Here is a 14310-nt window from a genome sequence, read left to right on the forward strand (position 1 = left end):
CGGCGGAAGATGTTTCTGGCGGGCGAACCCGCAACGGCTTTGGCATGGGAGTCTCCGAACAAAGCCGCCCTAGAATGAGAGATAACGTGCTGCGTCACTGTCTCGTGGAGTGTAGGCGCGTAGGGTGGCGTCGTGAAATCGGGAATCGAAAATGACCATCGCTGGCGGCGGTTTCGGCCTTGAAGCGCAACACCCCGCCGGAGCGTAGTGGGCCAGCCGAGCGCCCCTGAACTGCTCTACCTGCAGCCCGGAAAGCCCCATGCCCAACCCCCGCGTAGACAAGCCCCAAGGCCCGGCCTCGTATTTTCCGTCGATCGAGAAGAAGTACGGCTACCCGATCAGCCATTGGCTGGACCTGGTGGGTAATGTTCAGGGCATGAAGCACATGGAGATCGTGGCGTGGCTGAAGACCGAGCATGGGCTCGGGCATGGCCATGCCAACGCGATTGTTGCGCACGTGCTTGCGGCGAAGAGCACCTGACAGTTGTGAGCGGAATGCGGCGTCTCGGTTCTTGAGATGGTCTGTCGGAGCGGAACGCGTTCCGAAGGTGGGTGCAGAGTGCGGCGAAGCCCAACACCGCTATAGCCGTTCTTGTGGCGAGGGTGCAGGTGGCGATGTTGGGCATCGCCTTCGGCTCCGCGCCAACCTACAGGAGCGCCGACGTTCGCGCGCGGGGCTGGGTTAAGTTCTTGCGTCGAACGTCTGGGCGGCGCATGTGGTTTGTAGGTGGGTGCTGAGCGTAGCGAAGCCCAACATCGGGACCCCCAACGTCGTCGCGCGCGTGCAGGTGGCGATGTTGGGCCGCGCTGCGCTTGGCCCAACCTAGACGCCGGGCACCGGGCGTGCGATGCGTCAGAGTTTCTGCAGATCCGCCTTCGCCAGCTCCGCCACCTGCTTGTCGCCGGCGCTGGCGAGCTGCAGGGCGGCGCGGGCTTCGTCTTTGCGGCCGAGCTTGGCGAGGATCTGGCCGCGGCGCCAGTGGGCGCCTTCAACGCTGAGGTCGCTGGGCTTGTCGGTGACTGCGAGGAACTGGTCGAGCTGGCCCAGGCCCTGTTCGAGTTCTTCGCCGGTCAGCGCGGCCAGGCGGCCCAACTGGTAGATCGCATACACGTTGTCCGGGTCGGCCTGCAGCACCTGTTGCCAGACGCCGCGTGCGTCGCTGTTGCGCTGCTCGCGCAGGTGCAGGTTGGCCAGGGCGGTGCGGGCGCGGATCGAGCTGGTGTCGGCGGCGACTGCGGCTTCGAAGTGGCGTTGTGCGGCGACGAGGTCTTTGTCGGAGGCGGCGATCTGACCGCGCGCCAGTTCACCGTAGGAGGCGTGTTGGGCATCGATCGCGGCAAGCGCGGCCTCCGCCTTGTCGCGACCGCCGCCGGCGATGCCGGGCGCCTGCAGGTAGTAGCTCAGCAGATCGAAGTGCGCATCGATGTTGCTGCCGTCGAGCTTCACCGCATTCTCCCAGGCCTCGCGACATTTGCCGGCCCAGCTGAGCTTGGTGAACATGCTGGCCTCCAGCGCTTGGCGGCCGTAGACACGGCCCAGCCACAGAAAGGCCTGCGAGTTCTGCGGTTCGCGCCCGGCCCAGGCTTCGGCCAGTTCGATCGCGCGATCGAGGTCGCCGCCGCTCATCACCTGTCGCACTTCAATCGCGGCCGCCGGCAGCGGTGGCGTCTGCGCCAGCGCGGTGCCGCCGGTGGAGCTCAGCAGGGCGATCAACAGCGCGCGGGACAGGGTGGTGCGGACGCGAAACGACATGCGGGCGACTCCGATGGAGGGAGCGCAGAGACTGACGGGGCGAAGCTAAACGGGGGATGAGTTCGGCGGGTGAGTGAAGTCATCTTGGAGCCGCGATTCGGGACGTTGATGCGCGTCGGGCGTCGGGCGTCGGGGCTCAGCGTCGTTGATCGGTGTGCCGAATCGAGCCCCTCTCCCCTTGTGGGAGAGGGGTTGGGGAGGGGGGGCCACGACACGCCGCAAGTGTGTTCCCCCTCTCCCCCGGCCCCTCTCCCACGAGGGGAGAGGGGAGAACCGCGTCGAGCTGGCGGCGGCTGGCGCCCATCAGGTCCGTGATTGATGGCGGGATCGCGAGCCGAGCGATGCCAGGCCGGTAGGGATCGTCCAATCCGCCTCACCCCGCCGGCTTCGAATCCCGGATCCCGGATCCCGAATCCCGAATCCCGTCGCGAACTCAAGCCACCAACCCATAGCTCCGCAGCAGTGCATCCGGTTCCGGCTCGCGGCCGCGGAAGGCGATGAAGCTTTCCAGCGCGGGGCGGGATCCGCCGACTGCGAGGACTTGCTGGCGGAAGCGGAGGCCGGTCGCTGCATCCATCACGCCGGCGGCGGCGAAGGCGTCGAAGGCATCGGCCGACAGCACCTCGGCCCACAGATAGCTGTAGTAGCCGGCCGCGTAGCCACCGGCGAAGACGTGGGTGAAGGTGTTCGGCATGCGCTGCCAGGCCGGTGGGCGGATCACCGCGACCTGATCGCGCACCGCTTCCAGAGTTTCGAGCGCGCGCGCGCCGCGGGCGGGGTCGAACTCAAGGTGCAGGCGGAAATCGAACAGCGCGAACTCGAGCTGGCGGACCAGGAACAGGCCGGCATGGAAATGCCGCGCGGCGAGCATTTTGTCGAACAGCAGCTGCGGCAGCTTGTCGCCGCTGGTGTAGTGGCCGCCGAGCAGGTCAATGCCGGCGCGGGTCCAGCCGAAGTTCTCCATGAATTGGCTCGGCAGTTCGACCGCATCCCATTCCACCCCGCTGATGCCGCCGATGCCCGGCCAGCGCACCTCGGTCAGCATGTGGTGCAGGCCGTGGCCGAACTCGTGCAGCAGGGTCAGCACATCGTCGTGGGTGAGCAGTGCCGGCAGCTCGGGCGTGGGCGGCGGCACATTGCAGACCAGGAAGGCGACCGGGATCTGCGGGGGCTCCAAGGCATCGATGCGGCCGCGGCAGACGTCCATCCAGGCGCCGCCGCGCTTGCCGGAACGCGCGTACAGATCGACGTAGAAACCGGCGCGTACCTTCCCGTCGGCATCCAGTACATCGAAGTAGCGCGCGTCCGCATGCCACAGCGGTACGTCCGTTCGGGCGGCGAACTTCAGCCCGTAGAGTTCACCGGCCAGGGCGAACATGCCGTCGAGCACGCGATCGACCGGGAAGTAGGGCTTCAGGTCCTCATCGCTGTAGTCGAACCGCTGCTGGCGCAGCTTCTCGGCGGCGTAGCCGACATCCCAGGGCTGCAGCTCCTCGATGCCGAGTTCGGCGCGGGCGAAGGCGGCAAGTTCGGTGAACTCACGTTCTGCAACGGGCTTGGCCTTGGCCGCCAGCGCGTGCAGAAAGCCCAGCACGCGCTCGGGTTCGGCCGCCATCTTGTCGGCCAGCGATACGTGCGCGCTGCTGGCGAAGCCGAGCAGCTGCGCGGCCTCGTGGCGCAGGGCGAGGATCTCGCCGATGCGGCCGCTGTTGTCGTGCGCGGGATCGTGCGGGCCCTGGTCGGAGGCGCGGGTCTGGTAGGCGGTGTAGACCGCTTCGCGCAGGGCGCGGTCATCGGCGAAGTTCAGCACCGCCTGCACGGCCGGGCCCTTGAGCGTGGCGATCGGGCCATCGACCTCGCGCTCGGCGCCCATCGCCTTCAGCATCGCGATGGCCGAGTCCGGCAGGCCGGCCAGTTCGGCCGCGGTCAGCGGCTTGAACCAGGCATCGGTGGTGTCCAGCACGGCTTCTTCGAAAGCAGTCGACAGCCGCGACAGCTCGCTCTGGATCGCCTTGAAGCGCGAGCGCGCGGGTTCTTCCAGCGCCACGCCCGACAGCTCGAAGTCGCGCAGGCTGTCCTCGACCAGGGCGCGCTCGGCCTGCGGCAGGCTGTCAAAGCCGCCGGACTGGCGCAGGCTGCGCACGGCCTCGAACAGGCCGCGGTGCTGGCCCAGCGCCGCCGAGAAATCGGTGATCCGTGCCTCGGCCTCGGCATACACCTCGCGCAGCTCGGCCGAATCGGCCACTCCGTGCAGATGCCCGACCGGCGCAAAGCTGTGGTCAAGCGCGGCCTGAGCACGCTCCAGCGGCGCCATCAGCGACTCGAAGCTCGGCGCCTCGGCTGCGCTCAAGACGCGCTCGACGCAGTTCTCGAACTCGGCGATGCGCGCCTCGACGGCGGGCAGCACGTGTGCAGGAGTGATGAGGGGGAAATCGGGCAGGCCGTGGTCGGCCAGAAGCGGGTTGTGGGCTGGAGTATTCATGACGGCAAAGGTGGGGCTCCGGAGTGGCCTGCACAAGCGCGGATGTGGATGGGGCCTAGCCGGCCGCGGGCGGACGATACAGCTTGCCGGCGATGGCTTGAGTCGATCGGCTGAGCGCGAAGAACAGTAGCGGCGACATCAGCGTGATCGCCGCACAGATCAGCGGCTGCGAACGCGCGATCACAAGCAGCAGGATGGTGAATCCGGCCCAGCCCGCAACTCTCAGCGCGCCCTCGCGAAGGCCCTGCACGATTGAAGTCGTCGGCAGCAGAACCACATAGCCCAGCGCCAGAATCGCCAGCACCGCCTTGAACCCGATGAGATAGAAAACCACGTCGCCCGCCTTGCGTGGCAGCAGAACCCTGGGTTCGCGGTAGACCGGCGGCACACCGGTCCTGGACAGCTGGAAATGCGAAACCAGCACCCAGCTGAGCGCGATCCACCAGCTCGACAGTGTCGGCCAGTCCGCCGGAAGCATGGGGTGGAGGGTAAAGGCAAACTGCGCGGTGATCGGCAGCAGCAGCATTCGCCAGCGGCATTCCTGCAGCCAGAGAAGCTGGAACGCGAACAGACTGGCCACCAGCAGCAGCCAGGGCATCGGCACTGCGTCGCCCCAGTAGGCCGACGCGGCGCAGATCGTCAGCGCCGCCAGCAGACGCGGATAGCCGATGCGAGCGCCGGAACCCGCGAGCGACTGCAGCAGGCGGGCGATGGCGTCCATCCATTTGGTGAACAACACACCGAAGATCACGCAGGTGCCTGCCGAAATCACCAATCCGATCGCCAGCGCGATCGCCGCAGACACGGTCACGCGGGCATCGACCAGCACGGCGATGGCGGCGAGCACGCAGGCGAAGCCGGCGGCCAACCACAGCTCCGCATTCTCGGCGACCCGCTTCATCTCCTGCTGAAAGTACGAAGCGGGCGGCCGTCGCCACATCGACTCGGTCAGGTCGGCGACCAACTGCGCCGCTCGGGCACCTCGCTCGCTCAGCAGCCGCCAGCGCGCCTGCCAGAACTCGCCGCGGCGCAGCTTGAACTGGAAGTCTTTGAGAAGCGTGCGCTGCGCGCGCTGGCGCGGCGTTCGCGCGCAGTCGAGATCGAGTTCGACCAGGCGCTTGCGCAAAGCCGCGGCAAGCTCATCGCCAAGCACACGGTCGGCGCGGAAATCGCGCCCCCAGTCGAAGTGTTCCTGCAGCGCTGCGACGGCCTCGAAGGGCAGGGGCTCCTGCGTCGCCCACGCGGCAAACCGGCAGCTGGCTTCCGCCTGAAGGCTGAGCGGCACTTCACGCAGCAGGCCCAGCAGCTTGGGCAGTGCCTCGACCAGGGCCACATCGCCATCGCGCTGCCAGTACTCCCGCACGGAGGACAGCAGGGACTCAGGATCGACGATCGCGATTGGCGTGTCCTGGACTGTGTCGGCAGGCGTGGCTTCACTCACGGTGTCGGTGTCGTGGTCGGTCTCGGCGATCGAGTCGGGTGGGCGCGGCTCGTGCGACTCGGATGCGCGAGCCGCGTGCACCTGCGCATCAGCGCGATCCACCGGCGAGCGGCGGGACGGCGTGTGCTCGCCATCATCAACGGCGACGGCATTGGCGGAATCAGGTGGGCGTGCTTCCAGCGCGACCGCGTCGGCGTCGGGCTCGTCTGCGTCGACACGCGTATCCGCATCTGAATACGCTTCCGCATCCGCCGATTGTTCCGGATGCTCGCGCTTCCACTCCACCCAGCCCAGCGCCCATTCATAGCACTCGCGCAGACGTTGGTAGCCCTCGGGGTCGGCATCCGGGCGGGTCTGTTTGAGCGCGCGCGCATAGGCCTGCTTGATCGCGCGGGTGTCTTCGGACGGCTCGATGCCGAGCACCTGCCAAGGGCTCATCCGCGACTCACAGGCGGAAGCCGCGGTCGACGCTGTCGAGCAGCTCGGTGAAGCGCACGCGGGCCTCACCGATTTCGTCCGCGTCTTGGCGATCGAGGATCTGCTGGAACTGGTGCAGCCACTCCTGCACCTGCTGGCGCTCGGGGCCGAGACGATCCTCATACACCCGCTTGGCGCGCTCGATCAGGTAGCGGTTTTCCTGCTGCTCGCGCGGGTGCACCTTGAGCGCGTCCAGCGCCTTCAGGATGCGCGCCTGCTCGGCCGGGTCGATCGCGCCTGCCTGCTGCTGCAGAACGATCTGACGCTGACGTCCGCTCTCCAGCTCATGCGTGTCCACCACCAGCAGGCCGCTGGCATCGTAGGAGAAGCGCACATCGATCTGCGCCTGGCCGGCGGGCAGGGCCGGCACCTCCATGCTGACGCCGCCGAGCTTCAGATTCTCGCTGCCGACCGGCGACTCGCCCTGACAGATATCGAAGTTCACCACGGTCTGGCGGTGCTGCACGGTGGTGTAGCGGCCGACCCGCGACACCGGCACCGGCGTATTGCGCTCAATCAGCGGCGAGAAGCGGTCGCCGTCAATGATCACGCCCAACGAGAACGGCATCACATCGGTCAGCACCACTTCTTCGAGCGCGGCATCGCGCGCCAGCAGGCCGGCCTGGATGGCGGCGCCGCGGGCGATGGTTTCATCCGGGTTGATGCTGCGCAGCGGCAGGCGCTGGAACAGCCGCGCGACGGCCTGTCGCACCAGCGGCATGCGGCTGGCGCCGCCAACCAGCACCACTTCATCGAGCTGATCCGGCCGCAGGCGTGCATCGCCCAGCGCGCGCTCGATCGGGCGACGCAGCCGCGCCAGCAGCTCGGCGCTGGCCTGCTCGAACTCATCGCGACTGATCTCGCAGTGCAGCTCGTGGCCGTCGACCACCATGCGGATGGCGGTGCGCGCCTGATCGCTGAGATCGCGCTTGGCTTGTTCTGCGACCTGCCAAAGTGCGCCCGTGCGCGCCATCGCCTCGGCGGCGGCGCGCTGCTTCGGCTCGCACTTGGATACCAGCAGTCGCTGCAGGGCGTGACCGAAGTCCTCACCGCCGAGACGGGTGTCGCCGGCGCTGGCGCGCACCTGCACCACGCCTTCGAAGTAGTCGAGCACCGACACGTCGAAAGTGCCACCGCCGAGGTCGAACACCAGGAAGGTGCTGTGCTCGGGGCGCTCCTGCAGACCGTAGGCGAGGCCGGCAGCGGTGGGTTCGTTGAGCAGGCGCGTCGCCTTCAGCCCGGCCAGTTCGGCGGCGGCCTGGGTGGCGCGGCGCTGGGCCTGGTTGAAGTAGGCCGGCACGGTGATCACCGCGGAATCGAAGCGCTGACCGGCAAGTGCTTCGGCGTCCTGCTTCAGCGCGCGCAGCACCAGGGCGGACAGCTCCTCGGGCCGGTAGTCGCGACCGCGCAGGCGCAGCTTGTGATCGCTGCCCATCCAGCGCTTGAAGCCCACCGCGGTGTCGTTCGGCGCCGTAGCAAGACGCTCGCGCGCGGCCAAGCCGACCAGCACATGTCCGCCCGCATCGATGCTGACCGCAGACGGCGTCAGCCGATCGCCGAGGCTGTTGGGTACGAGCTCGACCGCGCCTTCGCGAAACAGGGCGGCCAAGCTGTTGGTGGTGCCAAGGTCAATTCCAAGTTGCATGATCAGGTCAGGTGTTCAAAAAGTGCGCGCATCTTACGCAGCTGCGGGCGGGTGGGGCGCGGGGTGCGGACGTGCGGCCGTACTGCCGCTCACCGGCTAGACTCCTCGCCGGCCCGGCCCGCACCCGATCATGTCCGACACTCCCTTCAGCGCGCTTTCCGAAGCCTTCGATCGCATCGTCCAACTGCCCATTGCAGACCGGGCCGGGGCGCTCGCAGCACTGCCTGAAGCCCTGCGCGCCGAGGTCGAACGCCTGCTCGCCGCCGACACCGAGCCGGACGATCCGCTGCAGGCGGTGCTCGAAGGCCTGGGCGAAGCCCTGCAGGTGCAGCGCGCACCGGGCGCGCGGCTGGGGCCGTGGCGGATCCTGCGCGAGCTCGGTGCCGGCGGCATGGGCACGGTGCTGTTGGCCGAGCGCGCCGACGGGCAGTTCCAGCAGCAGGCGGCGATCAAGCTGATCCGCGGGTTTCCGACCCAGGACGGCCGCCGCCGGCTGCGCCAGGAGCGGCAGATCCTGGCCCAGCTCGATCACCCCGGCATCGCCCGTCTGCTCGACGGCGGTGAGACCGCGGACGGCCAGCCCTGGGTGGCGATGGAGTATGTCGACGGCCTGCCCCTGGTCGCGCATGTCGCGCGCTACCGGCCGGATCTGCACGCACGGCTGGAGCTGTTCGACCACATCGCCGAAGCGGTCGAGCACGCGCACCAGCGGCTGGTGATCCACCGTGATCTGAAGCCCGGCAATGTGCTGGTGCGCAACGATGGCCGACCCAAGCTGCTCGATTTCGGCGTGGCCAAGCTGATCGACCTCGGTCAGGACAGCGCCCGCCGCGATACCTCGACCCGCGTGTGGACGCCGGGCTATGCCAGTCCCGAGCAGCGCCAGGGTCAGCCGATCACCACCGCCAGCGATGTGTACGGACTGGGGGTGCTGCTCGGCGAGATGCTGCAGGGCGATACGGCCCATCGCGAAGGCAGTGGATTTCCGTCCCTGCCGCCGGACGCCGAGCTGCGCGGGGTGATCGCGATGGCCACGGCCGAGGATCCGCTGCGCCGCTATCCCACCGTGGAGGCCCTGCGCGAGGAGCTGCGCCGCTACCGACACGGGCGCCCGCTGCGGGCATCTGCAGACACCGGCCTGTATCGGCTGCGCAAGTTCGCGCGCCGACATCGGCTGCAGGTGGCCCTGGTCGCGCTGTCGGCCGTGCTGCTGCTGGCCTTCGTCTGGCGGCTGCAGGTCGAGCGAGCGGATGCACTGATGGCGCGGACACTGGCAGAGCAGGCGCAGGCCAGCCAGGCCCTGCAGTTCCGCTTTCTGGCCACGATCTTTCAGGGCGCGGCCGGCCGTCGTGGCGATGGCAGCCCGCTGCTGGCGGTGGATCTGATCGACCGTGCGCGTGATCGGCTCGGCTCGCAGCTGGGCGAGGACCCGAGGGCCCGCACCCAGGTCGAGCAGATGCTGGGCTCGGCCTATCTCAATGCGGGCCGCTACGCCGACAGTTATGCCATGTACCTGGCGGCGGCCGAGCACGGCCAGGGACACATCCCCGATTCCGATCGCGCGGCCTTCATCCGCGAGGCAGCGCGCTCAGCCGAGCGGCAGGGTCGTGGCGAGGAAGCTCTGCGTCTGCTGGAGCAAGCGCAGCAGCTGCTGGGGCCACCGCCGTATTCGACGGAGCAGGCGCAGACCGCGGTGCGCATCGCCTTGAGCCGCATCCTCAATTACAAGTCCAGCAGCGACCCGCGTTACCAGGTCGAGGTTGCACAGGCGGTGGCAAACGCGCGTGCCTGGCTGCCAGCCGACGACGCCTTGCTGGCCCTGATGCTGGGCGAACAGGCGGCCTTGGCGGAATCGGCCGGTGACCTCGATGAACTCGTCGCGCAGCGCCGCGAGATCGTCGAGGTGTTTCTGCGCAGCCCGAATGCCTACGCCAGCGACATCGCGGTGCAGCGGCTGAACCTGGTGCGCGCGCTGGCGTTGACTGCGGCGCTCGATGAGGCGGAGGCGGAGATGGCGCGGGCGATGGTCGACCTCGACGGCAGCTTCGCCGATGCCGATCACCCGACGCGCGCCTGGGCGCTGCTGCAGCGTGCCCAGCTCATGCAGCTTCGCGGCGAACGCGTGGCTGCCCTGCAAGAGGTCGAGCACGCGCTGTCGATGTTGCAGCGTCTGAACGAACCGCCAAGCTTCGGTGATCTGATCGTCGCCGGCGAGATCGCTGCGTCCGCGGGCGCTTCAGCGCGCGCCCGCGAATGGCTGCAGGGCGCGGCAGCGCTGGCGCGAAACGCGCGTTCGCGCGCGCGCATCGCTGCGGCGCTGGCCACGCTCAGCGACTGAAGTTGCAGTCTTGCATGAACAATCCAGTGCCATACGTTGCGGCCGGGGCGCGATGTCTCGCGGTGCCTTGGGGCGGCCAGGCGGGTCGTGGCAGCTGAGATGCCTGCCCCGCGACGAGCACCGCTGTTGACGCTGCGGGCTGCACGGCCGCGCTTGGCCCCGCCCTCTCCCCAACCCCTCTCCCACGGGAGAGGGGCTCATCGCAGGTCGAAAGCGACCGCGTACGCGCATTGCTCCCCTCTCCCGTGGGAGAGGGGCTCATCGCGGGTCGAAAGCGATCGTGTCCGCGCTTTGCTCCCCTCTCCCGTGGGAGAGGGGCCGGGGGAGAGGGTTCGGGTGTTGGCCTGACTCCCCCGCAAGCGACGAGCACCGCTGTTGACGCTGCGGGTTGCACGTCCGTGCTTCGCCCCGCCCTCTCCCCAACCCCTCTCCCACGGGAGAGGGGCTCATCGCAGGTCGAAAGCGACCGTGTCCGCGCTTTGCTCCCCTCTCCCAAGGGAGAGGGGCCGGGGGAGAGGGTTCGGGTGTTGGCCTGACTCCCCGAAAGCGACGAGCACCGCTGTTGACGCTGCGGGTTGCACGGCCGCGCTTCGCCCTAGCCAAACCCCTCGCCGCGCGCAGCCCCGTCACTCACTCGCCAGCAGGCGCGCCGGGGCCAAGCGATACAGCCGGAGCAGCACCGGCACTGCGGCCGCCGCAGCCACAAGAACCAGCGCAAGCACGACCCACAGCCACGCCACAGTGGGCAGCTGCGCGATGGCGCCGGCGCCGGCCAGCGCGGTGTGACTGATGACGACGAACCCAAGGCCGCCCAGAACGATGCCCACGGGCAGCAGCAGGGCCAGCCGCTGACCAACTAGCAGCAACAGCCGCGGCGCTGAGGCCCCGAGCGCGCTGCGCACTGCCAGCTCATGCAGCCGCCGCCTCATCGCGGTGGCCAGGGTCGCGGCCAGGCCAAGTGCGCCCAGCAGCACCGACAGGGCGCAGGCGCCCAACACCAGCCGGGCCCTGAATCTCGAAACGCGCTCGTCCTGCGCCTGTTCCGCAGCGATGCTCGTCGGCGGGCGCAGGGGCGCACGCAGCCCATGCGCCTCCGCCAGGGGGGCGACAAGGCCGGCCTCGGCGCCGCTAGCGGCGTCGTGCACGAGCACGTGGTTGGCATTGGAAAGTGAGGTGATCGGGCGGTAGATGTAGGCCTCGGGATCTTCGCTGCGCCCCTTCATATGCAGATCGGCCACCACGCCGCTGACCCGGTGTTCCGTACCGCCCATGGCGTCCTGCAGGCGCACGCTGCGGCCAACCCAGGGCGAAGCGCCCAGTAGCCTTTGCGCGGCCGCCACACCGAGCACCAGCTCGTCGCTGCCCGCCTCGAAAACATCCCCTTCGACGAAGCGCGCGCCAATCACCGCAAAGAAGCTCGGTGAAACGGTGTTGAAGAGAAACTGCAGCGGCCCACGGTCAGCCTCATTCGGCGGCGGCGCCACCGGCCAACTGACCAGCATCGGCCGATAGGGCACGCTGCTCGCAAGCGCCACCCGGCCGGCGCCAAACCGCGCCTCGAGATCAGCCAGGAACGCGCCCGGCGCGACCTCGGGTGCCCGGTAGAGCTGCGCCTGGGTGATCGTGGTCGGCCGCTCGAACGAGTGCACCACCGCATCGAGGTTCGAGTACCCAAGGTCGACCGTCGCGAGGCGTCGCTGTTCGGTCGCCATGCCGAGGGAGAAGAGCAAGGCAAAGGCGACCACCGCAACCACGGTGCAGATCGCGCTCGCCTCAACCCAGCCGGTGCGCCGCGAGGCCTGGATCTGCCGCCACAGCGCGCCCTCCGTCGAGGCCAGTACCGCGCGCACCTCGGCCAGCCCGCCGAGCACGGCGATTGCCAGCAGCGCCGCGCCGGCGAATCCCATCGCCCGCAGGCTCGGCCAGGCGGGCAGCACCGCCGCCAGCGGGCCCAGGTCGAACAGGCCGAGCAGTGCCCGATAGCACAGCACCGCAATCAGCACGCCTGCCAGCGCCGCGAACAGGAAGAATCCGAGCGCTCGCCAGGCCGAGGCCGCCGCAAGCCGCTGGCGCGTCGCGCCAAGCGCCAGCCGGGTCGCGAGTTCGCCACGCTGGCGCTCGGCCCGCCACACCGAGGCCGCCGTCAACAGGCAGCCGACCACCAGCAGCAGGGTGGTGGAGGCGGCGAACAGCAGATTCATCTCGGCCGCAACCCGCTCCCGCTCACCGGGGTCGAGGCCGTCACCATCGCGCAGGCGCAGCTGCCCGGTGCTGCCGATGTTCTCTGTGTACAGCGCGCGCAGGTCCTGCTCCACCTCCTGCAGGGTCCGCTCGCCGCTGAGCAGCAGGCCGGCTTCGCGCGCCTGAAAGGTTTCTTCCAGGAACTCGTCCGGCGCAATCGCCGGAATGCCGAGGCCAATCATGGATGGCCAGGACAGCCACACCTCCTCGCGCCGCGGCGGACGCAGACCGGCAAACCGTCCATTGACCACCGCGACAACCTGACACGGCTGCCCATTGACCTGGATCTGTTTGCCCAGCGGATCCGCCCCGCTGAACAGCCTCTGCGCGCCAGCGCTCGACAGCACGCATTCCTTCGGCACATTGCGCTGCCAGGGCTGCTGGAACGTGAACCCGCCGCCGTTGAGGGCGACGCCCAGCGCCGAGAAGTAGTCCCGGCTGACGAAGGCCCCGACCAGATCGACCCGCACGCCCTCGTGCTCGGCCAAAAACGATGCCGGCCGGGAGCCATAGGCGGCACGGACGCCACGCAGGGTCGGCGCCAGCTCCACCAAGCGGGCGGGTACGCCCGAGCGCCGCGACGGCTCATCGACGGTCAGCGAGGCCAAAGGCCCAGCAGGCGAAGCACCGGCAGGAATCAACTCGGCAAGAAACAGCCAGAGCGAAACGAAGACCGCCGCGCCCGCAAATGCGGACGCGGCGGCCACTACCGAGATTGTGCTTTGGTAGCGAGCATTGAATCCCATAGATCGGATTAGGCTAAGGGCCTAAAGATCATGGATCAAAGTTCCACTGCATGTCGTGGTGACAGTTGTTGCCACTTCTGTCGCAACATACGGTGTGGTTGTATCCACCAGAGTTCCAATTGTAGCAACTTGCGCTCGCTCCCGAGGAGACGACCGCAAGTGCAATACCCAACAACAGTCTATGCATTTTTTTCCCCAAACAGATTCTCTGAAAAAATATGACAGCGCGGCCTTTCCGCAGCCGGCCCCTGCGAAACCGCCCTTCTTTGAAAGGCGAACTATCCAAACATCAGGCAGTCGAATCGACGCCCAATAATTCAGACCGTTTCTATTGCGCCTCGAATATCGCGTTCGCGATATCTAAGCGAGCAAAATTCTGCTGCAGTCGCCCACACCCCTAGCGAGGCAGCAGAGAAACAATGAGTAGGTTCCGCTTCTCCGCGTCACCAACCCAGGCGCTAAGCGCTGCTTCCATGGTCTCGCCCGACGCCGCCGCAGGTATTTGCACGTCAGATTCCGAGCGAGGCGGTGCCAAGCGGACGAACACAACCAAAGGGAACTGCAGCGGCGCATCTCCCGCCAGCGTCGTCACTGCAGCATGGTAGCGCCCGTTTTCGATCCCGGTATCTGCCGACTCCAAGCGGCGTTCGCCATTGAGAGTTTCGATCAAGGCATCAATGTGGCGATTTCCGGGGAGGATGACTTGCTCTACCCGACTCGAATCCGGCATCACCAGTACTAAAGGGTAGTACAGACGCCCGCTCGCTCGATCAGGGAACAACAGCTGGACATACTGGTCGAGCTTTGGCGAGATCCGCCAAACCTCTGCGAACGCAGGCCGGGGATCAAGAAGTAGCAGCACAAGGAGCAGCAAGAAAAAACCAAATCTAGCCACGATCAAAATCCTCGATTCCAGACACGTGATGGTGCATATCGAGTTGCGAGGTTATAGCGAGGTACTGGATGTTGCAACACAATTTTCGCGACGCCGGTTTGGGAGCGCCAAGCGTTGGAACTTAGCTCCATCATCCCCTTCGCGCATGCACGTCCAGCAGATCTCCCCCTACGCGCCTACACTCCACGAGACAGTGACGCAGCACGTTATCTCTCATTCTAGGGCGGCTTTGTTCGGAGACTCCCATGCCAAAGCCGTTGCGGGTTCGCCCGCCAGAAACATCTTCCGCCGT

At 67.7% G+C, this 14310-nt stretch carries 8 protein-coding genes; 2 read left to right on the top strand and 6 right to left on the bottom strand.

The window, feature by feature from the left end:
• Window positions 1–259: 259 nt before the first annotated feature.
• On the top strand, window positions 260–481 hold the full coding sequence (locus tag ACIQ7H_RS20270; RefSeq protein WP_395794963.1) for a DUF4287 domain-containing protein: 222 nt from the start codon (window positions 260–262) through the stop codon (window positions 479–481).
• 372 nt (window positions 482–853) lie between these two features.
• Here the strand turns inward: ACIQ7H_RS20270 and ACIQ7H_RS20275 are convergent, their stop codons facing one another.
• The 4 genes from ACIQ7H_RS20275 to ACIQ7H_RS20290 all read right to left on the bottom strand — a co-directional run bounded on the left by ACIQ7H_RS20275 (window position 854) and on the right by ACIQ7H_RS20290 (window position 7798).
• On the bottom strand, window positions 854–1753 hold the full coding sequence (locus ACIQ7H_RS20275) for a tetratricopeptide repeat protein (protein WP_395794965.1): 900 nt from the start codon (window positions 1751–1753) through the stop codon (window positions 854–856).
• 433 nt (window positions 1754–2186) lie between these two features.
• Complete coding sequence (locus tag ACIQ7H_RS20280) at window positions 2187–4235, bottom strand: M3 family metallopeptidase (RefSeq protein WP_395794967.1); 2049 nt, start codon at window positions 4233–4235, stop codon at window positions 2187–2189.
• Window positions 4236–4290: 55 nt separating this feature from the next.
• A complete protein-coding gene (locus ACIQ7H_RS20285) occupies window positions 4291–6114 on the bottom strand; it encodes a hypothetical protein (RefSeq protein ID WP_395794969.1) in 1824 nt (607 codons plus the stop codon).
• A 7-nt stretch (window positions 6115–6121) separates the two neighbouring features.
• Window positions 6122–7798 (bottom strand): Hsp70 family protein, encoded by a 1677-nt coding sequence (locus ACIQ7H_RS20290; protein ID WP_395794971.1) that lies wholly within the window; start codon window positions 7796–7798, stop codon window positions 6122–6124.
• A gap of 130 nt (window positions 7799–7928) precedes the next feature.
• Between ACIQ7H_RS20290 and ACIQ7H_RS20295 the strand changes: the two genes are divergently transcribed.
• Window positions 7929–10136, top strand: a complete 2208-nt coding sequence (locus ACIQ7H_RS20295) for a protein kinase (RefSeq protein WP_395794973.1) — start codon at window positions 7929–7931, stop codon at window positions 10134–10136.
• Between the two features lie 626 nt (window positions 10137–10762).
• On the opposite strand, the gene ACIQ7H_RS20300 is transcribed toward ACIQ7H_RS20295, so the two are convergent.
• Together ACIQ7H_RS20300 and ACIQ7H_RS20305 are read right to left on the bottom strand one after the other, a co-directional pair.
• Window positions 10763–13084: an ABC transporter permease gene (locus ACIQ7H_RS20300; RefSeq protein ID WP_395794975.1), complete on the bottom strand. Its 2322-nt coding sequence runs from the start codon at window positions 13082–13084 to the stop codon at window positions 10763–10765.
• A 436-nt stretch (window positions 13085–13520) separates the two neighbouring features.
• Window positions 13521–14018: a hypothetical protein gene (locus ACIQ7H_RS20305; protein ID WP_395794977.1), complete on the bottom strand. Its 498-nt coding sequence runs from the start codon at window positions 14016–14018 to the stop codon at window positions 13521–13523.
• Window positions 14019–14310: the final 292 nt, after the last annotated feature.

Origin of the sequence: Aquimonas sp., from assembly GCF_044377145.1 — a bacterium.
Lineage (GTDB): Bacteria > Pseudomonadota > Gammaproteobacteria > Xanthomonadales > Xanthomonadaceae > Aquimonas.